Origin of the sequence: Aquirufa sp., from assembly GCF_044342065.1 — a bacterium.
GTDB lineage: Bacteria > Bacteroidota > Bacteroidia > Cytophagales > Spirosomataceae > Aquirufa.
Window position 1 is genome coordinate 187609 of the sequence record NZ_JBIIQN010000001.1, and the last position, 23413, is coordinate 211021.

21 protein-coding genes are annotated in these 23413 nt (G+C 40.3%); 8 read left to right on the top strand and 13 right to left on the bottom strand.

What is annotated here, in order from left to right; genetic code table 11:
• Positions 1–8 precede the first annotated feature (8 nt).
• Complete coding sequence (locus ACIQZ2_RS00855; protein WP_395766966.1) at positions 9–1067, top strand: sensor histidine kinase; 1059 nt, start codon at positions 9–11, stop codon at positions 1065–1067.
• Between the two features lie 4 nt (positions 1068–1071).
• Positions 1072–1812 (top strand): LytR/AlgR family response regulator transcription factor, encoded by a 741-nt coding sequence (locus tag ACIQZ2_RS00860; RefSeq protein ID WP_395766936.1) that lies wholly within the window; start codon positions 1072–1074, stop codon positions 1810–1812.
• Here ACIQZ2_RS00860 and ACIQZ2_RS00865 read toward each other — a convergent pair.
• The 12 genes from ACIQZ2_RS00865 to ACIQZ2_RS00920 all read right to left on the bottom strand — a co-directional run bounded on the left by ACIQZ2_RS00865 (position 1799) and on the right by ACIQZ2_RS00920 (position 15408).
• Entirely contained in the window at positions 1799–3727 is a 1929-nt protein-coding gene (locus ACIQZ2_RS00865) for a TonB-dependent receptor (RefSeq protein WP_395766937.1), read from the bottom strand. The two genes, ACIQZ2_RS00860 and ACIQZ2_RS00865, sit on opposite strands and share 14 nt — an antisense overlap.
• Before the next feature lie 3 nt (positions 3728–3730).
• Complete coding sequence (locus ACIQZ2_RS00870) at positions 3731–4465, bottom strand: hypothetical protein (RefSeq protein WP_395766938.1); 735 nt, start codon at positions 4463–4465, stop codon at positions 3731–3733.
• Positions 4466–4485: 20 nt separating this feature from the next.
• A complete protein-coding gene (locus tag ACIQZ2_RS00875) occupies positions 4486–5253 on the bottom strand; it encodes a glycosyltransferase family 2 protein (protein WP_395766939.1) in 768 nt (255 codons plus the stop codon).
• Positions 5243–6478, bottom strand: coding sequence for a glycosyltransferase (locus tag ACIQZ2_RS00880; protein WP_395766940.1), 1236 nt, complete (start codon positions 6476–6478; stop codon positions 5243–5245). Before ACIQZ2_RS00880 ends, ACIQZ2_RS00875 begins: the two co-directional genes overlap by 11 nt.
• Positions 6479–6480: 2 nt before the next feature.
• Entirely contained in the window at positions 6481–7593 is a 1113-nt protein-coding gene (gene wecB / locus ACIQZ2_RS00885; protein WP_395766941.1) for a non-hydrolyzing UDP-N-acetylglucosamine 2-epimerase, read from the bottom strand.
• 462 nt (positions 7594–8055) lie between these two features.
• Positions 8056–8556 carry a hypothetical protein gene (locus ACIQZ2_RS00890; RefSeq protein ID WP_395766942.1) on the bottom strand — a complete coding sequence of 167 codons (501 nt, stop codon included), beginning with the start codon at positions 8554–8556 and terminating at the stop codon, positions 8056–8058.
• Positions 8557–8855: 299 nt separating this feature from the next.
• On the bottom strand, positions 8856–9635 hold the full coding sequence (locus tag ACIQZ2_RS00895) for a hypothetical protein (RefSeq protein WP_395766943.1): 780 nt from the start codon (positions 9633–9635) through the stop codon (positions 8856–8858).
• Positions 9636–9660: 25 nt separating this feature from the next.
• The gene (locus ACIQZ2_RS00900) at positions 9661–10218 is read right to left on the bottom strand and encodes a hypothetical protein (protein ID WP_395766944.1); all 558 of its coding nucleotides are present in this window, start codon (positions 10216–10218) and stop codon (positions 9661–9663) included.
• Between the two features lie 562 nt (positions 10219–10780).
• Entirely contained in the window at positions 10781–11503 is a 723-nt protein-coding gene (locus tag ACIQZ2_RS00905) for a DUF2490 domain-containing protein (protein ID WP_395766945.1), read from the bottom strand.
• Positions 11504–11602: 99 nt separating this feature from the next.
• On the bottom strand, positions 11603–12799 hold the full coding sequence (locus tag ACIQZ2_RS00910; RefSeq protein WP_395766946.1) for a glycosyltransferase family 4 protein: 1197 nt from the start codon (positions 12797–12799) through the stop codon (positions 11603–11605).
• Positions 12796–14280: a polysaccharide biosynthesis C-terminal domain-containing protein gene (locus ACIQZ2_RS00915; protein ID WP_395766947.1), complete on the bottom strand. Its 1485-nt coding sequence runs from the start codon at positions 14278–14280 to the stop codon at positions 12796–12798. The genes ACIQZ2_RS00910 and ACIQZ2_RS00915 overlap by 4 nt, the downstream gene beginning before the upstream one ends.
• 30 nt (positions 14281–14310) lie before the next feature.
• Positions 14311–15408 carry a glycosyltransferase gene (locus ACIQZ2_RS00920; RefSeq protein ID WP_395766948.1) on the bottom strand — a complete coding sequence of 366 codons (1098 nt, stop codon included), beginning with the start codon at positions 15406–15408 and terminating at the stop codon, positions 14311–14313.
• A gap of 55 nt (positions 15409–15463) precedes the next feature.
• On the opposite strand from ACIQZ2_RS00920, the gene ACIQZ2_RS00925 reads away from it, so the two are divergent.
• Positions 15464–16405: an NAD-dependent epimerase/dehydratase family protein gene (locus ACIQZ2_RS00925; RefSeq protein WP_395766949.1), complete on the top strand. Its 942-nt coding sequence runs from the start codon at positions 15464–15466 to the stop codon at positions 16403–16405.
• Here ACIQZ2_RS00925 and ACIQZ2_RS00930 read toward each other — a convergent pair.
• Positions 16392–17504: a hypothetical protein gene (locus ACIQZ2_RS00930; protein ID WP_395766950.1), complete on the bottom strand. Its 1113-nt coding sequence runs from the start codon at positions 17502–17504 to the stop codon at positions 16392–16394. The two genes, ACIQZ2_RS00925 and ACIQZ2_RS00930, sit on opposite strands and share 14 nt — an antisense overlap.
• A 93-nt stretch (positions 17505–17597) precedes the next feature.
• Between ACIQZ2_RS00930 and ACIQZ2_RS00935 the strand changes: the two genes are divergently transcribed.
• Genes ACIQZ2_RS00935 through ACIQZ2_RS00955 form a run of 5 tightly spaced genes read left to right on the top strand, consistent with a single transcriptional unit; the run spans position 17598 to position 23413 of the window.
• Positions 17598–18836: a M16 family metallopeptidase gene (locus ACIQZ2_RS00935; protein WP_395766951.1), complete on the top strand. Its 1239-nt coding sequence runs from the start codon at positions 17598–17600 to the stop codon at positions 18834–18836.
• Positions 18837–18838: 2 nt separating this feature from the next.
• Positions 18839–19318 (top strand): 2-C-methyl-D-erythritol 2,4-cyclodiphosphate synthase, encoded by a 480-nt coding sequence (ispF, locus tag ACIQZ2_RS00940; protein ID WP_395766952.1) that lies wholly within the window; start codon positions 18839–18841, stop codon positions 19316–19318.
• Positions 19319–19322: 4 nt separating this feature from the next.
• Positions 19323–21572 (top strand): RelA/SpoT family protein, encoded by a 2250-nt coding sequence (locus tag ACIQZ2_RS00945; RefSeq protein WP_395766953.1) that lies wholly within the window; start codon positions 19323–19325, stop codon positions 21570–21572.
• Positions 21573–21622: 50 nt separating this feature from the next.
• Entirely contained in the window at positions 21623–22108 is a 486-nt protein-coding gene (locus ACIQZ2_RS00950; RefSeq protein WP_395766954.1) for a Fur family transcriptional regulator, read from the top strand.
• A 24-nt stretch (positions 22109–22132) separates the two neighbouring features.
• On the top strand, positions 22133–23413 hold the full coding sequence (locus ACIQZ2_RS00955) for an adenylosuccinate synthase (protein WP_395766955.1): 1281 nt from the start codon (positions 22133–22135) through the stop codon (positions 23411–23413).

Sequence of the window (23413 nt, forward strand, 5' to 3'; positions counted from 1 at the left end):
CAGTGATTATGTGGCGAGCTTGGAATCTTCCCAAAACCAAATTAACCTTCAAGGTATTATTTAATCTGATTCTTTGGGGATTGTGGATTGGTCTACCTTTGCTTAGTCCTGTACATCAAACGCATGAAAATGAACACCCACATGCGCACGTCAATCCGGAATTTTCTGAACATATATGGCTGGAGCTTTTAACCGTAGTTCCGCTATTTTATATCATCACGCTAATTCTAGTTCCACATGTTTTCAAACGCTTTGGTGTTTTTGTATTTTTCGTAAGTCTATTTGGCGTTATAGCGCTGTTTTTTGGGATTCAGGCTTTCTACCATCTGTATTTTTTACCATTTGATGATCATAAAGGCTTTTTTGACCCACAAGGCATCTTTCCTTTAATCATGATTTCAGGCATAGCATCAACCTATGGTTTATTACTTGAATTTATCAATTTTGAGGCAGAAAAAGAGGAGCGCAGTAATGAACAATTGAAGTCAGAACTATCATTTTTACGATCGCAAATTAGTCCCCATTTTATATTCAATATCTTAAATAGCATTGTCTATTTGATTCGAACAAAGGCCGACAAACAGGCTGAGGATGTTACGATTCGTTTATCTTCCTTAATGCGGTATATGTTATATGACTCTGATCAAAGCATGGTTCCATTGGATCGTGAATTGGAATACCTCCGAAATTATGTAGACCTTCAACGCATGCGGTTTGAAGGGGATGTCGCCATTGAATTTGAAATGATGGGTACGGTTCGCGGTTGTAAGATTGAGCCTATGTTATTGATTCCTTTTGTAGAGAATGCGGTTAAACATGGTGTCTCATTTGTGAAAGATCCTTTCATTGCAATTAAATTCTCGATAGATCAAGGCCAACTGATTTTTCATGTCAAAAATAAAAAAGGGAAAATCAAGGATGATTTTAAAGATGATAGTTCGGGTATTGGATTGAAAAATGTCTTACGCAGATTAGAACTTTTGTATCCCGATCAGCATAAAATTACAATTCGTGATACCGATGATGAATTTGAGGTTGATTTACAAATGACCCTACACCAAAATTAGATTTATGGAAAAGATGAACTGCATTGTCGTGGACGATGAAAATATGGGTCGGAAGTTGTTGGAAGAAAATGTCCGTCAGATTCCATTTTTAAATTTAGTTGCGTCGTGTAAAAACGCTTTTGACGCGATGGAGCAAATTCAATCAAATAAGATTGATTTGATTTTTCTGGATATACAAATGCCCGGCATGTTAGGTACTCAATTCGTACAGACTATGACCCATAAACCCTTGATTATTTTTGTGACAGCCTATGATAATTACGCCGTAGAGAGTTACCAATTGGACGCGGTTGATTACCTGATGAAGCCGGTCAGTTTGGAACGATTTTCATTAGCAGCCAATAAAGCATTTCAGGTTTTCAACCAACAAAGCCCAGTATCAAATTTGAAGCAGGTGGCGGGGGAGCCATTGGAGGATTTCTTTTTTGTGAATGTAGAATATTCACTCGTGCGAATTTCAATTCCTCAAATTTCGCATATCGAAGGATTAAAGGATTATGTGAAAATATTTTTGGATGGGGAGCGTAGACCTGTCCTAACAAAATCTACCATGAAATCATTGGAATCGAAGGTCCTTCCGCACGGTTTCATGCGCGTTCACAAATCTTTTATTGTGAACTTGCGCAAAATTGAATCCATTAAGCAGCAACGAATTAAGATAGCGACCTTTGATATTCCAGTGAGTGATTCACATGCGGCTGAACTTATGGAAAAATTGAATTTTACCCGACCTAATTCAGTTTAATTTTCAGCCCTGTCTGGAAGTATCTACCGGGAGCGGCATTGAAATATCGACTTCCTATGGCATTCAAGTCGGGCCCTGAAACGTATATTTCATTGAACAAGTTCTCTGCAGCCAAGTAAATTTCCCAGTACTTCCGTTGATATTGAATTCTCGAATTCCAAACTCGCGAGGAAGGTAGCACATCGGTATTGGCATCATTTAAATACATGTAATCTGTAAATAAAAATTGGCCAGTCCATGTTAATGTAGGAAGCAATTCCCATTGAATAAGACTGGCATGCTGAAACGGACTCGTTCCCGTAATTCGATTCCCTGAGTAGTCTTTTGTCCCCGATTTATACTGATTAAATCGGAAATTTTGAAAGCTTTCGGAATTGCGTAACGTGAGTTTTTTGCCCAAGTTGATTTGATAACCTATTTCGATACCTTGTTGGGTTGTACTGCCTGTATTGTCAAAATAGTCGGAGCCATCTGCCGCCCTACGAATTACGATGGTTTCGTCTAAGTCAAATTGATAGGCGTTTATGTCCCATTCAATGTTGGCATAGTGTCCTCGCCAACTGATTTCTTTATTCCAGCCTTTTTCAGCTCGTAGCTTTGTATTGATGATGCCTGTAGAGGGACGCATTTCAGCGATACTCGGAGGAGAATATCCGGATGCAATTTTGAAAACAAGCCGCTGGCGATTCCCTAATTTTCGCACGATGGCAAGCCTGGGAGTTACAATTTGTTCATTGCCTATGTATTGAGTCCAATACCCATTGGCACTGAGCGAAACCGTTGAATTCCAATTTGGATTGATTTGGTAATCCCATTGAACAAAAAGATTCCCACTTTGAATGTTGGTATTTTGTGAAGTCTGCAAGGTATCCTTGATTCCTTTTCGATTACCGAAAGTTTGGCTATCAAATTGGCCTATTTGGAATTCATAACCAAAGTCGATGGACGATTTATTTTTCTGATAATGGATAACACCCCTGCTGCTGACATTGGGCTCATGCCGTATTTCGTAGTTTCGGATGGTCGGGTTTTCAACCTTATTTACTTGTATGGAATTGGCAAGGCTGTATCCCCAATTGCCATTCCACGAATTCGTAAGGTGGATGCCCGTACCAAATGATTTTAATTTGAAAGTGGCTTGTTGAGCTGCTGCGCTTAAAAAAATACCTGCAGCTGGTCGCGCTTGAAAGGGGTTTGCCGTAAATTGTGTTCGGGTTAATCCACCGGGAGTTTGATAGGCGAGGTCTGCGTAGTATGATGTGATTTGTAGTGAACCATTAATTCCAAAATTCTTTTGATATTCATGGGTTATGACTTGTTTTTTCATGGCCGACCAATCCCTTGCACCGGGTTGTTGCCAAAACGATGCATAAACGCGATGTCCTGAATGCTGAATATCCCAAGTCTGCCTATAACCACCCAATGAGTTGACGATTTCTTGATGTTCCAGTTTTTTTTGTCCCAAATTGGGTCCCTGAAAAAGCATACTGCCCCCAGTTCCGGCTCCATATAGTCCGCCTGATGGTCCTTTTAAGATGATCAATTGATCCATCATATCAGGCTCTAAAATAGCAAGGTACGAATTGTTTCCTGCGTCTGTAAATGGGATTTGATTCCAATAGATTTTCACATTTCGTACGCCAAATGGTGCTCGAAGCGAACTTCCTCGAATGGCTACGCGATAACTTCCCGGGCTTCTTTCTTCGAGCCGAACCCCAGCTTGTGCATTTAAAGCTGTCGCAAAACTATTGCTGTGAATCGGCTGAATGTCTTTCGATTTCAATAAGTTAAATGCGTCTGGACTAGAAAGTCGTGTGCGATTTTGTTCAAGTACACGAACTTCTACGTTGGCTAATTCGCGGGTACTATCTGGTGCAACAAAAAGCCAAGTTGAAAAAAGTAAACTAAGTAGCATGGCTTAAAAATAAAATGTGAGTAAAGAAGATAGTATATCGGCGTGCGAAGATTTGATTGAATTCAAACTTTGACCTTGGGGGCTACCGAAATTTACAATTTCATAGGACAGCGTGAGTCCCACTCGCTTGTATCGAAGGTGCAAAGCTGTTTGATAGCTTGGGGAATTGCTTGCGGTCATGATTGATTTAGGTATACCAACCAATTCTCCATACAAGGTTATGCGCTGGTAGAGGGGAACAAAGATTTGCCCATTTAATTCGACGGAAGTTTCTTTCCACTGGGCTTTATATGCTAAGCCAGCATTGACCCCATGCAGGGCATATTTTTCTTCTTCGAGATATGCCGACTGGTTGGTGGTCAGTTTTCTTGCCATCGATTTACTAGACAAAGCTAGGCTAGGAGAAAATCCGGATGAGGCATTCCAACGAATTCCAGTTTCTGCTTGGCCACCTCGATAGGAAGCTTGGACTGGTTGATTCGTTGTGTTATCTACATGAAGAAGCAAGTTGGGATTAGCGGGGCTATCATATAGGTTGCCCAAAGCTTTTAATTTCGCAAAAATTTGATATTTTTTCGTAGGTAATTGAAACGTTAATTGGCCACCTAAATCCAGCGTCATTTGGTTTTCATGCCAAAGGATATAACTCGTACCGATACTGGTTCCTAATTTGAATTTTTGACTATATCCCTGTAGGCTGAGCAGTGTAAAGAAAATGATACATAGGGTAATTCTCATAAGCAATCAATTTACTGAAATTACCAATATTTGCCCCCTTTTTTGATTGCGAATTGAATCCCTCGGCTAATTATCTTGACATGCGCGATAAGGGTTTGCCAGAAGCCAAAGTGATTGTTCAGGACTTGATATCGTTCTTGCCATGAACGCTTTAGGTTTTGCACGGACGCTCCACCTGTTAAATAACGACAAATAGGTATGTCCAACTGTATGGTTTTATGACTCAGTTTTAAACAATTAATTTCCCAATCTATATCTGAACTTAAGCGGTAGGTTACATCAAATAATGGCGCCATCGTTCGCTTCATAATAAATGATTGATGGCAGATGACCATACCATATTGGAAGGATTCCCAAGTTAATTTCTCCGGGATTCTGTGTGGTGTTACTTCGCTGCGTAAACCGATGGTTTTTCCTTCCATGTCTACAAAGAGGGCATCGCCAACAATCACATCAGGTTGGTGGTGCATCGATTCTATGATTTGCTTTATGGTGTTGTTATCCGCGAAAGAATCACCGGCATTCATGAAGATCAGGTAGTCGCCTGTTGCTTTTTGTATGCCTTTGTTCATGGCATCGTAAATTCCACAGTCGGGCTCTGAGATGAAGACATCAATGTGCTCCCGGTATTGATTGATTAGCGATAAGGTTCCGTCTTTTGATGCACCGTCGATTACGACATATTCAATTTCCGAACGCATCCCTTGCTCCAAAACACTTTTGATGGTGCGTTCCAGGTATTTTTCCGCCTGGTATGTGATGGTGATGATGCTGAGTTTAGCCGACATGCGCATAGTAGTTTACATGTTTTGCTGAAATGATTTCTTCCGAATAGAATGTCGTGGCTTTATTTCGAGCTGCTGCTGCTGGGGCATTTGCCAAGGTCCACATTAATCCAGTTGTAAGGTCTTCAGCTGATTTATAGTTGGCCACGTAACCATTAACCTGATGCTCGATCATTTCCGGGATGCCGCCTATGTTGAACCCTACACAGGGTGTTCCACAAGCTAAAGCTTCCATGATGGTGTTGGGCAGATTTTCTTCCAAAGATGGCGTAACAAAAACATCAGCTGCTTGGTAGATTTGAATCATTTTTTCAGTGGAACGGATATGACCTAAATGGTGTGCGTTCAGATGTAGTTCAGGTAAGTCCTGCGCATTGCCCACCACGATTAATTCGTGTGTCGACTTATCTAAAGCTTTTAGTGCTTGTTCTAAATAGCTAAACCCTTTTTTGGGTGCATTGACGCGCATAGCTACAAAAAGGATGTGTTTTTTTTCAGGGTCTAGGCCTAAGGATTTTTTCGCGTCCTCCTTTTTTGCAGGTTTGAAAAGCTCGATATTGATCGCGTTTGGGATGCTTTCAATGGTTTGGTTTTTCAAAATGTTGCTGGATGAAGCACGTTCTTTTAGCCAATCTGAACAGGTGATGATGTGGAGGTTGGGTTGTTGGAATGCTTGGACTTTTTCTTTCCAAACTTGGTGGCTCAAGTCATTTTTTGCTGGATTCTTAAGAAATTCCTGACAATTGCCACAGGCTACCTGAAAATTTAAGCAGTCCCCGCTGTGATGACATCCGCCGGTAAATGCCCACATGTCATGCAGCGTCCAATACACGGGTTTGCCTATATTCAATAATTGCTTGATGTTTTGAATGGAAAGCATACCAAAATTCACCCAATGCAGATGAATGATATCGGCCTCTTGAATCAAAGGATGTTGGCTTAAATCTTGCCCAAATTTACCTGGATTGAAAAGGAATCGGACGTCTTTGTTTTTTTCGTAGGGTAGGTATGCGAGTCGCTCAAGGATGAATCTTAACCAACTTATTGCCTTCCTCCATGGATTGGTATTTAATGCTATTGACGTATCGTTTCCCGTTTTTTCTTGGACGATGTAGCTAACCTGGTGTCCGGCTTTTGTTAATGCATCGCGCAATCGGCCACAGGCAATCCCGGCACCACCATTTTGGTTGTGATAGGAGATTAGGGCTATTTTGAGCGGTTTAAGCATGTTTATGCGAAAAGTTCGTTGATTTTAGCAGCGATGCGCTCGGCGGCTTTGCCATCCCAAAGTGGAGGTATTTCCCCTTTTTTCGTTTCGCCTTTCAAAATCTGCGTTAATGCCTCGTAGGTTTTGTCGGGATCTAAGTCGGCCAATAACTGATTCGTTCCCATCGTCACCGTAATAGGTCTTTCGGTTGAATCGCGGAAGGTCAAACAAGGCACACCCAGGTAGGTAGTCTCCTCCTGAATCCCGCCTGAATCGGTCAAGATCGCTTGGGCGTGGCTCATCAATTGGATGAATTCCAAATAGCCCAAAGGTTCTGTTAAGATTAAATTTGGATTATTTTCGATCGCGTTTAGCAATCCAAATTTCTCCATGTGCGCACGGGTCCGTGGGTGTATAGGGAAAACGATTTTGGTTTGTGTTGTGCTTAGTTCGATTAAACGTAAAATGGATGTTAGGCCCTGTTCCGTGTCGACGTTGGCAGGGCGATGCATGGTCATAACAATATAAGACGCTGGACGCTGGACGTTAGACATTAGTCCGAGGTCTTTTAAAATTGTACTACTTTTTGCTTTTTCTTGGTAGCGTACCAGGGAGTCGATCATAACGTTTCCGGTAAAGAAAATTTTATCATCGGATACACCTTCGCGCTTCAAGTGGTCGATGCCGCTTTGCTCGGTTACGAATAAAAAATTAGCTACAGAGTCTGTCAAGATTCGATTAACTTCTTCCGGCATATTTCGATCGCCGGAGCGTAAACCTGCCTCCACATGTGCTAAAGGAATACCTAATTTAATGGCTACTAGGGTACATGCGAGGGTGGACGTTACGTCACCTACCACGATGACAAGATCAGGTTTTTCCTCGAGTAATATTGGTTCGAATGCCAACATGATTTTTGCTGTCACTTCGGATTGCGTTCCTCCACCGATGCCTAAAAAGAAATCGGGTTTGGGTAATTCGAGTTGGGTAAAGAACACGTCGCTCATTTTGGCATCAAAATGTTGACCGGTGTGTACGATTTTGGAGGTCCAGCCGGGAAGATTTTGAATGGCACGATGTAGCGGGGCTACTTTCATGAAATTGGGGCGCGCGCCTACGACTTGAATTACTTTCATTCGGGAATCTTTGTAAGGATAATTAGGGACAAAGATAGGGAAAATGCGGGATTGTAGAGACGCGATACTTCGCGTCTTTTGGTGTTATATAAATTCCCAACCAATCACTTAATAATCAAAAAAATTAGTATGCCATAAATGATTATTGGTAACGAAACACAAATCCAAACGGATGATTTGATGTAATTGCTTCCATATTTATTGAAATAGTTTAAAAATGAAACTGATTTTTCAAACAACCAGTTTGCGTATTCTTTGAAATTTCTGCAACCGAAAATGAAACCTATTGTAAAAATTACAAAAGCTAATTTTAAGTAATGTGTATTCAAAATTATGTCAATGAGGAGAAACCAAGAAAATGGTATGGCAAAGTAATAAACGATTATATTGATTTCATTGTATGAAAGCCTAGTCTTCTTTCCAAGAAATACGAGTCCGTTTACTATTAAGTTAAATACAACTCTATTCATTAGTCGTTCTAAGACGAAAGGGGTTCGGCAAAGTAAAATTCAAAGATATAGATGTAATACCTTTATCGTTACATATTTTAATGAAGTCAGCAATTAATATTATTTCTGTGGAAATATAGCGTCCCACGTAACTTCTCATTATTTCAAAGTCAGTAAATGCACCTATTTCGCCATTTTTTATTTTTCTGAAATTTATTGAATTTGAAATGCTAAACGTACCATCATCTTTGGGATCTTTATTGTCAATAAAGGTCAGAATTATATATGATTGATTTAGGGATAAAATGTCCAAAATTTTGGCTTTTAACTCTTCTGATGGTTTATTCGAAAATTCTAATAAATATAAATTCAAAATTTTGTTTGCTTCTCTTATTGTATTTTCTTGAGTATTTTCATAGAAACTATTGAACCCACTAATTTTTTGTTTAACAAACCAATTAATGAGAAAATATCCCGCTAGTATAAACAATGTAATTTCGAATATTACTTCCATTGACAATGAATTAGTATCCCGTTTGGGCAGTTGATAATTATAATTTCTTGGTTAGGTAAGAAAGTTACTCAAAAGATTAACTTAGTTCTCATGATAAGGCATTCACCTCACCCTCTTTAGCAAACTAATGAGGATTGCCAAAGGAAGAATATCTACTGTTTGTTATTGCGAAGCGTTCGCAAATCTCAACGCCTTTTGACTTACAGTATCATACCGATTTACAAGGTAGTCAATCAAGTTTCTTAATACCGTTCAAGGTTAAAAATAGTAATCTAAATAAAAACGCTAAAATTCAGTAGTTATTTCTCTGTATTGTTATTGTTAAATGTGTAGTTTATACTAGTGAAGATCGAATGAAGTTGAATAAAGTTGTATCGAATGTTCCCGTTTGATCCCCCTTCTAGCAGTCTATAGCCCATATTTCCTTGCAGGTTTTTCGAGAAACGATATCTTCCGGACAATGATAAATCAATTGCTCTACCTTTGCTTGCCGCTATAAATTCGCCAAAAAAATCAATACCTGCTTTTTGAGAGATATCCCAATTGGCTATTAGGTTGATAAGTGGAGCGAATCCAAATCCAAAATTTTCACTTAAAAGCTCTCTATTCTTCAACGATACTCCAGCATCTCTAATTTTTGCGGATAAGCCAAGGCCAAATTTAAAATTGTCTTTGCTAATTATTCTTCGATTATATGTAAAACGATAAGAATTAAACTTGTAAATAGCTGCTATTGGTATGTTAGCTTTAAAGTTTTTTCCATCAAAAAGTATATCATTTTCCAATGTTCCAGTTTCTGTAATTTTTAAGGGGGCATAGAGTACTGAAAAATGATCTTTTCCATTTAATATGTGGCCAACACGAATCCTCAAAAATGGAATTACTGGAGTTTGAAAATCATTTTTGAGAGAAAACGTTGTTCCATTATTGCCGTTACGTATATCATTGATATTGGTAAAGAGTGCCCCTGATTCAAGATTAAAGAAAGACTGAGCATTCGTAGAAAAGTTGGAATTCAAACAAATGCATAGAACCCAATATTTTGAATGGGAAACAAGCTTAGAAATCAAGTGCTCCATATTGAGTTTCTATTTCTTTCAATTATCAATTTAAAATCAAAAATGAATTTAAAATCTTTTCTCCAGTAGCTTTGTAGATGGGAAATTTATTCCTTTCACAGGTTAGGGTAAGTATGTATGCCTTTTCATTAATTACCCAACAATATTGTTCGAATTTTAACTTAAACATGCCTTGATCTCCTAAATAGACCAGTTTGTGATATTCAGAATCTGCTTTATTTATTCTCTTGCTCTCCACCAGCGTGGAATTACTTATCATTGTTTTAACTTGTTCCAATGTGAGTTCAACAAAATCATCTAAATCTAGATTATAAGCACTAAGGTCTTGTATGATAAGATTTACATTTTCTTTGAATTGGTCTTTGGAGTGCTCGATTGGAGAAAACAAGATTAAACTTGTTCCCATTTGTTCGCTATCGTCTAACTCCCAATTGGATGGGTATCTAATCGAATAATCTGACCCATTAAATGTTTCCCATTCTTGAATGGCACTGTTGCCTCTATTGGGATTTGCTTTGCGATTACTATTTTGTCCACTTGCTATAAATGATAATAGCAGAAGAAATGGTAGGATTTTTGTCATAATGAGCTTTATAAATTGGGTGTATAGTAATATTTTAAATGATTTCTTAACAGGGCAATTTTCCAATGTTTACGGAACCATGTTAAGTTTACTTCAATTTGATGTGAACCAAAATGGATTTTATTGATTTAGCATTCATCAAAAATTGCGATTTAATTTTAAACCATCAAATCGACTTATTTAATGGTTGTGTAATAGATAGCAATCATTTTCCATTGAATTGCCTATTATCTTCTCCAGACTCAATTTCGGGAGAAACCAAGGTAAAATACAGAGGAGAGGAATGAATGAATCGACGCGAAATGCGTCTCAAACTTTGGCAAACCTGGGAGGATTGCCAAAGGGACACGGACTGACCACTGGTGACTAGCGACTAACGACTGTTCGCGATTACAAATCGAAATGCCTCCAAATAATTACTTAAAAAAACCCGATGGATGTTGATTTCATGAAGAATAAGCTCGTTAAAAATCTATACATGAAATAAGCACTAATTTTTCTACTAAGCACTGAACATCCAAATTACTTGTAGGTGCGGTTTGCTACAAGCGATTATGTATAACTAGTTGTCTATGAGCTCATTATTGGTCGGTGATTTAGTAGTCCCTTTTCTGAATAGATCAAAGTATAAACCAAGTACAAGAAAATCTCGTCCCGTTTCGTCATTAATTTTATAGTCAAATTGATGTAAATACCCGATCTGTATCGTGGATGATTTAGAAGGTTTATAATTGAGGGCAAACAGTAATCTGTTTCGTTCAAAATAAGGTTCGTTATCGGTGAAAAATATTTCATCACTTACACTTAGTTGAAATGGTTTGTATCCATTTTTTTCTTTGCCCAAAGGATAGGATGCCCCAAGTCTATATCGATACCTATTTCGATAGCCATTACTTGTGAATCTAAGCTCTGTTCGATAGCGTTGTTCAATCTTTAACTTTCCTATTGATTGAAATAATACTAGTTGGGGCCAAAGCCTAAATTCATCATTGTTTTTTGGTAAAATAAAATTACCTCCCTCCTTGTAGGTTTGATAACTACCAGCACCTAAAGTCAACTTAACATTTTTGTAAACTTGGTAGTCAATACCGCCCTTATATTCGTAATAATGAAAGTTGTTGTAAAATTTTAACGAACGGAGTTGTGCTTCGCCAAAAAAGCTGAGCTTGTCAGAATGGTTATACTTTAAATTGAGGATGTTCCAACTGCCCAAATCAGAGGTCTGTGCCTCACCTGTGTTTGTACAAAGAATGATAAGAGTTACCACTAAGAAGACTTGTTTCATTCAACCTTTGATTTTGAAGGGTAATTTATTTCAAAACAATTGCCAAAGGGATACGGACTCACCACTTGCGACTGAAGACTAGTGACTAGCGACTGTTTGCTATCGCTTCGCGATCGCAAACCGAAACGCCTCCATGTAATTTCCCAATACCGTATGGATATTGATTTCGTTTTGGATGATTTCTTGGGAACGTTTACCCATGACCGCAATTTGATCAGGATTCGCGAAAAGTTTTTCGATCACCGAAACCAAGCTAGACACCGAACCAGACTCAAAAAAATGACCATTATATCCTTCGCGCACCAAACGCTTTTCCGTACCATCTGCGACTGAGCAAACCACCGGTTTGGCAAAACACATGGCCTCGTTGATGGATAAACCACCCATGCCGGCTAAGACGTAAATCCCTGCCTCGCAGGTAATTTGGCCTAAAACTTTCGGGTCATAAATGCCTCCAAGAAAGTGTATAAAATCGTATCCGGCCGCTTGCGTTTTTAAGGCCTCCAATTCCGGTCCGTCACCCACGATACTAAGTTCGGTTTGAGGGTATTTCTCATGCAAAGCAATCGTTGCTTCAATTAATACATCCACCTGCTTCCACTTAACTAATCGGCCGATGTGTAACAAACGATAGGGATTAGCTTGGACGTCTTTAAGCTCGTTGGACGTGGCTAATAAAGCATCTGTATCCGGTGAATTTGCTGTAACAAAAACCTTCTCAGCCGGTACGCCATAGGACGCATGCATCGCCACTGCCTCATCCAAATAATTAATATGCGCATCCACCAAATTGCTGAATAAGCGTCGGGTCTCTCGCACAATCATGAATTTGATTCGCGCCAAAATCGATTTATTTTGTTGGTGCGCTTGATTATTCTCCGTCACACCGCCCCCATTCAAATAATAGGATATCGCTTGATCATAATGAGGAACCTGAAAAGGAATCTCTTTGGAAACTAAGGCTACCTTATTCCGACGTAGAAAATTATACCAACCTGGATAAAAAACAAAGGCCGCTTGATAAGGCCAATTGACCATCAAAACATCAGGCTTCTCCTGTAATATTAACTCCTTTAAGCCTTTGAAAAACTTCTTGCCGTAATACGTCGTATATTCTTCTTGATAGAAAACCTTGAACTCAATGCCGTCTTTGCTCTCAAAAACACCTGCTCCTAAGGTGGCACCTTTGGCAGATGGAACAACCACACAAACCTCAACCCCCATTTCCTTTTGGAGCTTGTTTAATACCAAATTGTAATAGTGCGGCAAACCTCCCGCCAATGACATCAACTTCATTTCTTTAATTTATTTTCGATCATTAGGCGTATGTCGGGGGATAAATTGAAGGCCCAACAAGCCCCAAAGAACAATAGCGCAATCGCAGTGGAACGTAAACCCACATTGACAAACCAATTTTCGCCAATCACCGGAATCGCCAAAACAATGTAGCCAATTAGGATGCTAGACAGGATAATTCCGAGCGTTTTCATATCAAAGGGCTGCATGCCCATTTTGTTCCAAAGGAAAAAATATTTGATGGCATTGTATCCACCAAGCGCGATTAAGGATGCTAATGCAGCTCCGTTATAGGAATACAGCGGGATGAAAATCAAATTGCCCACCACGATTCCGATGGCTAATATCAAGTAAAAAAACAGGTCGTACCGGTAGTATTTGGAATTAATTAAGATTTCTGAATTCAAACCCGTTCCCATATCGATCACCTTGCTGATTCCCACCATCAAAACTACCCATTTACCGGCCTCATAGACCTCATGATTCGGGATGATTTGGTAGATGAAATCGAGGTTGCACCAAATGCCGAGGAAGAGAAAACAGCCAACCAATAATAAGTTAGCAGAAGATTTTTTATAGATATCAGCGATTTGTGCATGGTCGTCTCGCTTCCAGGCTTGTGCCAAAATAGGGGTACTAATCGCCGCAATCACATTACGTGGAATGGCAATCATCAAGCCCATCCGAGAATTGATGTCGAAAACGGCCGTGGTGCCTAATCCGCCTGCGTAGGCAGGTAACATGATTTTCTCAACGTGTTGGATCAAGGTAAAACTCGCGCCAGCTAAAATAACCCAACCGCCATATTGCAACATTTCATTGAATACCGGCTTCCGAAGAAATGAAAAATCGAGCCGCGTATAAAAGCGTTTGAGCTGTTTGATGTAGATCAATAAACCAATGACCGCGAAGATATACGAAAGCGTGATGCCTAAAACCAGTTGGTCTAAATTCAAATAACCTAGTCCAAAACTTAAGATGAGTGCCGAGTTAGATAAGCGTAATAACAACTCACGAATGATGGCCGGAACCACGATGCGTAAATGAACCCGCGCATAAGCTTCCAATATCGCCATGTACAAAAAACTGGCTGTCAGCGGAATGATGTAATAAAAATAGCGGGGCAACAAAGGAGATGTGTCGGCGTATAGGCTGTTAAAGGTCTCTTTTAAACTCAAATATCCCAAGGTAAAAAGACTCAATCCAAACAGCGGTGCAATCAATAAGAAGGTAAAAAAGCCGTTATGGCCATTTTCCGGATCATCGAAATGCGGGAAAAATCGAACGGCTAATTGGGGAATTCCCAATTGGGTGAACGAAGCAAAAATCAATGGAATGCTGACCAAGGCGCCGGCGATTAGGCCAACTTCATTCTGATTTAAGAATTGATTGTAAAGGAAGATGACATTGAACGTCCCGATCGCCGTCCCCATATAGGTGACGATGGAGGCTTTAAGACTTTGCCGTATGACGATTCCCATGCATTATTCGAATAAGGAACAAAAATACACTTATTTTAAAATACTTTTGATTTTTTGACTGAGCTTCACCACATCGTATTGTTCGGATACATGTTTGCGTGCCGCAATACCCATTTTTAAAGCTTCTGAAGGATTTTGGGCTAATAAAATACAAGCTGTAGCCATGGCCTCAATATCATGTTCATCGGTCAAGATTCCCGTTTCCCCTTCAATCACGGCATCAGGAATACCCGCATGGCGCGTGGAAACGGTAGGTAAGCCACAGGCTGCCGCTTCTAAAATCGCCACAGGAGTTCCTTCGGAATCCCCTGCTGCGGTGATGATGGAATGTTGGATGAATACATGTGCCGACTGCAATAAGGGCAAGTATTCATCTTGGGTTTTAGCGCCTAAAAAGTCCACGTGATTTTCCAAGTGGTTATCAGCGACAAAAGCTTTTGCCTCATCCCACATGGGGCCATCGCCTACCATGAGAAGTCTAGCAGAAGGAATTTCTTTGAATACTTTTGTAAAGGCTCTTAAGCTATGAATAGGTCCTTTTTTCTCGGCAAAACGCGCCACGGAAATGAAGGTGAATTGCTCTGATTTTTCGCCAAAAGGTTTGAATTTGGACGTATCTACCCCGCAAGGAATGAAGTACAGATTGCTCAAAGGACCCGCAATCGCCTCCAGGTTTTCCCGCATCGATTGCGCCACCACGATGACAGATTTTGCCCGAGGTAACATTGCCTGGTATGCTGCCTGGTATTGCGTCAAGGTTTTTTTCTCGTTGGCATCAAAACCTAAAAACACAATCGAATAAGGAATATTCGCCGCTAAACATGCTTCGTATATATTCGCTCCGAGAGGTCCATAATTCGCTAATAAAGCATCGATTCCATTGTTACGGATAAATTTTACTAAGAAATACTGGTATATTTTTCGGAAGAGCGAAGGGAAAAGATTTCGTAACGTTCCGCGAACAATCAGGAGCGTGAGCGGAAAGGGGTATATGGATTTTCCGCTGTAGGTTCTGCTTGGCAACCAGCCCTCATATAGAACCTCGGTAGGAGCTAATTGCTTAATTTGTTCGTCGATAAACGTCTCAGAATAAGAATAGAAATTCGATCGAGCAATAAGCAAATTCATGAGTGCGGTATATTTTATACGAATTTACCCTATTTTTGTTTCACATTAAAAGCACATGGATAAAATTCTCGTTGTTGGCGGTGCCGGATTTTTAGGCTATAATCTCCTGGATTATGTGCAGCAGCACCTTCAAAATGATGCCTTAGAATTGGTTGTTTTATCCCAAGATATTCCTGAATCTTCGATATATTTTCCAGATGTGCTTTTTGTAGAAGGGGATTATTCAGATGTAGAGCTGCTTACGCATTTATTCGAAAATCACCAGTTTACGCACGTTTTTCATTTCGCGAGTTCGATAATTCCTGCGCTTTCGACGCATAATATCCAACGAGATGTGGAAACGAATTTGCTTCCTACCATCGGTTTGATGGAAGTGATGAAGGCCTTTGCTTGTAAGAATTTAGTGTATTTATCATCGGGCGGTGCTGTTTATGGGAATGAATTGCCAACGCATAAAAAGGAGTCGCAGGCTTGCCAACCGATTAGTTCCTATGGTATTATAAAGCTTGCAGTTGAGCATTACATTCGTTTGTATGCGAATCTATATCAGATTGATTATTTGATTTTACGTTTATCGAATCCTTTTGGGTTGCATCATCGCTCTTCGACACAGGGGGTAATAAATATTGCCATTCGTAAGGCCCTGCGAGGGGAAACTTTAGTGGTTTGGGGAGATGGGACGCAAGCGAAAGATTATTTGTTTGCCTCGGATATTTCACGTGCGATCATGGATTTGTTTAAGGCGCAAGTGAAAAATCAGACCTTGAATATAGGTTCTGGTCAAACGATATCGGTATTGGAAATTATTGCTTTGGTAAAATCCAAAGTTCCTCATTTTCAAGTGGAGTTTATGGAGGCAATGCCTACGGATGTCCAACAAGTTAGCTTGGATATTTCACAATTGCGGAAACATATTCCATTTGAATTGACACCTTTAGCGGGGGCTTTTGAAAAGACATTTATTTATGAGCAGGTGGTGCTTGCTAATGAAGTTTAAGTAATCTTTTTTGTTCTGCGATTGAGTTTTTGTATTCCACGAAATCTGCCGCTTTTCTCGCAAATTCAGTTGCTTTAGATTTGTTTCCTTTCCGGTGTTCGAGTCTTGAAATACCCAACAGTGCTAATCCTCGTATGTCTTTTGTAAACCTTTCTTCCCAAGGATAGCCCAGGCTTTTTGCATAAAAAGCTTCAGCTAATGAATATTTTTTGGTGAAAAATTCTTCTCGCATACCTCTGAAAACTTGAGCAGCACCTTTGAAATAGGGTGAATTGATTTTTTCTAATTGGTCCAAAAACGGCCCTGCTGCATCATATTGGCCCGATAAAGTCAGTAATTCAGCTCTTTGTAAAATGTACCAGTGGTTGTTAGGGAACTGTTGGATTAATTGGGTGTTATAGGGTAGTCCTCTATGTGGAGTTCCTTCGTATTTGTTGAAAACGTAACTATAATAGAATAAGGATTCATTCCGAACAAAAATGGTTTTGCGTGTACCAGCCTCAAGCATGGATAAACCTGTTCGTTTATTGCCATCTTCAAAAAAGAACATGAGGGGTTTTATTACGGGGTGAAGATCTGGATAGGCAACGCGGTAGTAATTGTAAATACCCGAGGAATACAGAAACTCGGGTTGGCGATCGGTATTTTTAATACCAATTTTCATAAACGCGTATGCTTTGCGCGCATGAGAAACCGATTTCATAAAATTTTGGTTATCTGCTTCATAAGCGGCCAAAAACCCCAAGGAAGCGGTACAGAAAAAAGATGCTTCTAAATCATTCGGGTTTTTTTCATAGGTTTCTTGTGCCAAATTATAGGCTATTTCCAAAAAAGCTAGATAAGCTTTACTTTGGGCTGGATGGTCTTTTAATGGGAAATATTGTTGCTCATACTGCATTGCCGTTAATAAATATGCGGCAGGATGTTTTGGGTGAGCGGATTTAAGGGCTTTAAAATCTTCCGAGGCTTCTTTGAAATTATATTGGTATAAGTGATTGAGTCCTTGTGTGATTAGGCTACGTGCTTGTGCATCTTGTAAGAGTTGCGCGGGACTTATCAAGGAAACGCAGGAAAATAAACAAAGAAATAAAATTCGCATCTTCAAATTTTGGTTTGTAAAAATAGCTAAGACCTGTGGTTTTTAGGCCTAATTTTTTACTTTTGTTTCTATTTTATATTTCGCCCACACCGCATGATTTCATACGAACAATTCACATTATCCAATGGCCTACGCGTGATTGTGCATGAGGATTCTAGCACGACACTTGCCGTAATGGATGTAATTTATGACGTGGGCTCTCGCGATGAAGATTCGGAACGGACAGGATTCGCCCATTTGTTTGAACATTTGATGTTTGGCGGGTCGGTGAATATCCCCAATTATGATGCTCCCTTGCAATCTGTAGGTGGCGAAAATAATGCCTTTACTACCCCTGATTTAACGAATTATTATATTTCCTTGCCTTACCAAAACTTGGAAACCGCCTTTTGGTTAGAGTCTGACCGAATGCTATCGTTGGCATTTAATCCACAGTCGTTGGAAGTCCAGCGGAAAGTCGTGATTGAGGAATTTAAGCAACGGTATTTAAATCAACCGTATGGTGATGTTTGGTTGAAATTTCGTCCATTAATTTATCAGCAACATCCTTATCGCTGGGCGACGATTGGAAAGGAAATAGCGCATATTGAAGAAGCAACATTAGATGATGTGAAAGCCTTTTTTCAAAAGCATTATGTACCCAGTAATGCTATTTTGGTTGTTGCTGGTCGGGTGAAATTTGAAGAAGTAAAGGCATTAGCAGAAAAATGGTTTGGGCCTATTCCTGCCGGGATTAAACCGGAACGTAATTTACCGAAGGAACCCCAGCAAGCTGAGGATCGGCGCTTGGAAATACAAGCGGATGTTCCTTCGAATCGGATTTACATCGCTTGCCCGGTGGTAGGGCGTTATGATTCAGGCTATCATGCGATTGATTTATTGTCCGACTTACTGGGACGCAATGAGTCATCGTTTTTATATATTGAATTGGTACAAAATCAACGTATTTTTGATTCTTTACAGGCGTCATTGACAGGATCTGTAGATCCGGGATTGTTGGTTATTTCTGGTCAGGTTTGTGATGGAGTGGATGTTGCGGAGGCTGAAAAAAGCTTGCTTGATGCGCTAGCGCATTTTGTTCAAAAAGGTATTGATGCCGACGGTTTACAGCGCGTGAAAAATCAAGCGGAGGCTTCATTGGTTTTTGGTGAGGTGGAAGTGTTAAATCGGGCGATGAATTTAGCGATGGCGGCAAATGCAGGGAACGTCGATTTTGTTAATACGGAGGCTGCGCATATTGCTGCTGTAACGTTGAGTGAAGTACAAGAATGGGCAAATAGGCTGTTTGTTCAAGGGAAAAAGAATACATTGCTTTATCTTAAACAAGGATAATCATGAAAATACGCGTAGGACAAGGGTATGATGTACATCGCTGGGTAGAGGGCCGGCCATTTATTTTGGGTGGTGTTGAAATTCCAAGTGATTTTGGCCCAATGGGCCATTCGGATGCAGATTTAGTATGTCATGCTTTGTGCGATGCTTTATTGGGAGCTGCCAACATGCGTAATATAGGATACCATTTTTCAGATAAGGATCCGATGTGGAAAGGAGTAGCGTCCACATTGCTATTGAAAAAAGTATTGGAAATGATTCGTGAAAAAGGTTGGGAAGTGGGTAATGTAGATGTGACGGTGGTGTTAGACCAACCGAAATTAAACCCCCATATACCTTCTATAAAGGAGAATCTAGCTAGCGTTATGGACTTGGATGTGGATCAAATTTCTGTCAAGGCAACCACTTCAGAAGGATTGGGTTTTGTGGGTAGAAAAGAGGGAATTTCAGCGATGGCAGTGGCCTTAATACAAGCGAAATAGCGTGATGAAAATAGATTTAGAAGCCGAGAGACTGGAAATACTAAAGCGTTATCGCAAGCTTTTGCGTACGGCAAAACCGTATTTGAAAGATGATGATGCGAAGGAGATCAAGAAGGCATTTTTACTATCTGTGGAGGCGCATAAAGAAATGCGTCGTAAATCGGGTGAGCCTTACATCTATCACCCATTGGCTGTTGCGCAGATCTGTGTGGAGGAAATCGGATTGGGTACGACATCCATCATTGCCGCTTTGTTGCATGATGTGGTCGAAGATACCGATATGACTTTACAGGAAATCGAAAAGATGTTCAATCCCAAAATTGCTCAAATTATCGATGGGTTGACCAAGATTGCCGGGACATTTGAGTATGGGACATCCCAACAAGCCGAAAACTTCCGCAAGATGTTGTTAACACTTTCGGATGATATTCGGGTGATTTTAATCAAACTTGCGGACCGATTGCATAACATGCGAACTTTGGAGAGCATGGCGAAGGAAAAGCAGTTGAAGATTGCTTCTGAGACCATTTACTTGTATGCTCCTTTAGCTCACCGACTAGGATTGAATGCGATCAAGACGGAGTTGGAAGATTTAGGATTGAAGTTTACAGAGACGGAAGCTTATAAGGACATCGCACATAAGTTGATGGAAAATAAGCAAAACCGCGAGAGTTTTGTGGAGCAATTCATTCGACCAATCAAGAAGTCATTGGATGAGCGCGGAATGAAGTATACGATTAAAGGCCGACCAAAATCCATTTATTCCATTTATAATAAAATTAAAAAGGCCGATACTCCTTTTGAAAAAATCTATGATTTATTCGCGATTCGGGTGGTATTGGATGTGCCATTGGAGCGTGAAAAAGGAGAATGTTGGGAGGTATATAGTATCGTTACGGATCATTATCGTCCTAATCCTAGCCGTTTAAAGGACTGGGTATCTACTCCTAAATCGAATGGTTACGAATCACTACATACTACGGTGATGAGTATGCCATTTGGCAATGACAAAGAAGGCCGCTGGGTTGAGGTGCAGATTCGTACCAAACGTATGGATGAGATTGCGGAGAAAGGGGTTGCTGCCCACTTTAAGTATAAAGGAACCGACACAAGAACTTCACAAGCATTTGAATCTTGGTTAAGCCAAGTACGTGAAGCTTTGGAAATGAATGATAAAAGCCAGTCGGCCGTTGAATTAGTAGACGACATCAAAAACTCTTTATACCATGAGGAAGTTTTTGTTTTCACTCCTAAAGGGAAATTGGTTGTACTTCAAGCGGGTGCAACGGCCTTGGATTTTGCGTTTGAGATACATTCTGAGGTAGGTTCGCACTGCATTGGTGCAAAAGTGGGCGGAAAACTAGTACCCCTTTCGCATAAATTAAGCAATGGTGATCAGTTGGAAATTTTAACCTCCTCGAAGCAAAAACCTTCCGAGGATTGGTTGCGCATCGTTACTACTACCAAGGCCAAGGCGCGCATCAAGGATTGCATCAAAGAGGATAATAAAGGGTATTTAATTCAAGGCCGCGATGTTGTGGAGGCGCGATTGAAGCATTTGGGTTATCCGAATTTGACTTTGGAATTAACAAATCAATTGAGGGCTTATTTCAATGCAAAGGATGCGAATGATTTATTCTACCGTTTTGGGAAGGCTTATATTTCTGTGGATCAGTTGAAACACTGGAAGGCCGACAAAGAAATGCATGAGCGGAAACAGGCGGAGAAAGCTATTAAGGCGCCTATTGTGGATAGTAAATCCTTTAAGAAGGGAATGCAACAGGTGGAGGAAGGTCGAAAGGAGTCGGATATTTTGTTAATAGGTGAAGACATGGACAAGGTAGATTATACCTTGGCGAAGTGTTGTAACCCGATTTCGGGAGATGAGGTATTTGGATTTGTGACGATTAATGAGGGGATTAAAATACATCGGACTACCTGTCCGAATTCGCCAGAGTTATTATCTCGGCATGGGGATCGGGTTATCAAAGCCCAATGGACGAGTCAAATTCAGATGTCATTTGTGGTGGAGTTGACCATTCGTGGAATAGACCGCGTGGGTTTAGTCAATGATGTGACGCGGGTGATCTCTGATGAGTTAAAGGTAAATATTACGGCCTTGGCGATTGGGGTGAAAGATGGCTTATTTGAAGGCAAGATTTCATTGATGATTCATGATACATCACACTTGGAAAGTTTGGCGGCGGAGTTGGAAATGGTCGCTGGCGTAATCGAAGTTGCACGTGAAGATTAAGTAGCATTTTTCCGTTTTTTTTGCTTATTTTACATTGTTTTTTTTCAAGAATGTCCGCAGCAATAGAGAAGTTTGATTCGGTTAAAAAGATTTTCACAGCTTACTTAGAAAATAAGGGTCTGCGGAAAACGCCGGAGCGTTTTGCCATATTGGAAGAAATTTATTTGCGGGATGATCATTTTGATGTGGAGGAGTTATATATCTCCATGAAAAATAAGAAATATCAAGTTTCGCGTGCAACGGTTTACAATACCTTAGATGTTTTAGTGGAGTGCGATTTGGTGGTTAAACACCAGTTTGGTCGCAATCAAGCGCAGTTTGAAAAGTCCTATGGACGTCGGCAGCATGATCATTTAATTTGTACAGATTGTCACAAGGTGACCGAGTTTTGTGATCCACGTGTTCAAACGATTCAGAGTTTGGTGGGTGAAATGTTGGAATTCAATGTGATGCACCATTCTTTGATATTTTATGGTTCTTGCACCAAGAAAAATTGTGAGTCTCGAGATCAATACCAGGCTCAATCACCGGAGTAATTATTTATCATTTATATTCATATTATGGCAGTTGACGTATTATTAGGCTTACAGTGGGGCGATGAGGGAAAAGGAAAGATCGTGGATGTTTTAGCACCTCGTTACCAGGTAGTTGCACGTTTTCAAGGGGGTCCTAATGCGGGACATACGCTTGAATTTGATGGATTTAAGCACGTATTGCATCAAATTCCGTCAGGAATTTTTCGTCAAGAGGTTCAGAATATTATTGGAAATGGGGTGGTTTTAGATCCGATTATCTTTAAAAAAGAGATTGATGGATTGGCGCATTTCAACTTAGACTTACGTAAGAATTTAGAGATTTCAAAAAAGGCATCGATCATTTTGCCTACGCACCGTTTGTTGGATGCTGCGTATGAAAAAGCCAAAGGGGATGCGAAGATTGGGTCAACCTTGAAGGGAATCGGGCCTACCTATACGGACAAAATTTCTCGTCAGGGATTACGTGTGGGTGATATGATTGCGCCTGACTTTTCGGCCAAATACAATGCATTGGTAGATCGCCACAAAGCGATTTTGGATGTTTATAAATTTGAATATGATTTAGCTGCAGCTGAGAAAGAGTTTTTTGAGGCGGTTGCTTTCATGAAGGAGTTTCATCTAGTGGATTCGGAATATTCGGTGAATCATGCGATTCAAGCGGGCAGGACGATTTTAGCTGAGGGTGCGCAAGGTTCATTATTAGATGTTGATTTTGGTTCTTATCCTTTTGTGACATCATCAAATACGATTACGGCTGGTGCTTGTACCGGTTTAGGTGTTGCTCCCAAGAACATTGGTGAGGTATTTGGGATTTTTAAGGCTTACGCAACCCGTGTGGGTTCTGGGCCATTCCCAACGGAATTAGAGGATGAAGTAGGTGAGCGTATGCGTCAAGAGGGTCGTGAGTTTGGTTCAACGACTGGTCGGCCACGTCGTTGTGGTTGGATTGATTTGCCAGCCTTGAAATATGCCATGATGATTAATGGGGTGACTCAGTTGATCATGATGAAGGCGGATGTTTTGAATATTTTTGATGAGATACAGGTTTGTACCGCCTATGAAATGCCTGATGGAACGATTACCGATCAAATTCCCTTTGAAATTACGGATATCAAAGTGAAGCCGGTGTATGAAACCTTGAAAGGATGGAGTTGTTCTTTGGAAGGCATGCGTCGTTTTGAGGAGTTGCCTGCAGCGCTTTCGACCTATATTAAGTTTTTAGAAAAGCATTTAGATTTACCGATCAACTTTATTTCAACAGGCCCGGATCGTGAGGCTTGTGTGTTGCGTGGTTCATTAGCATAA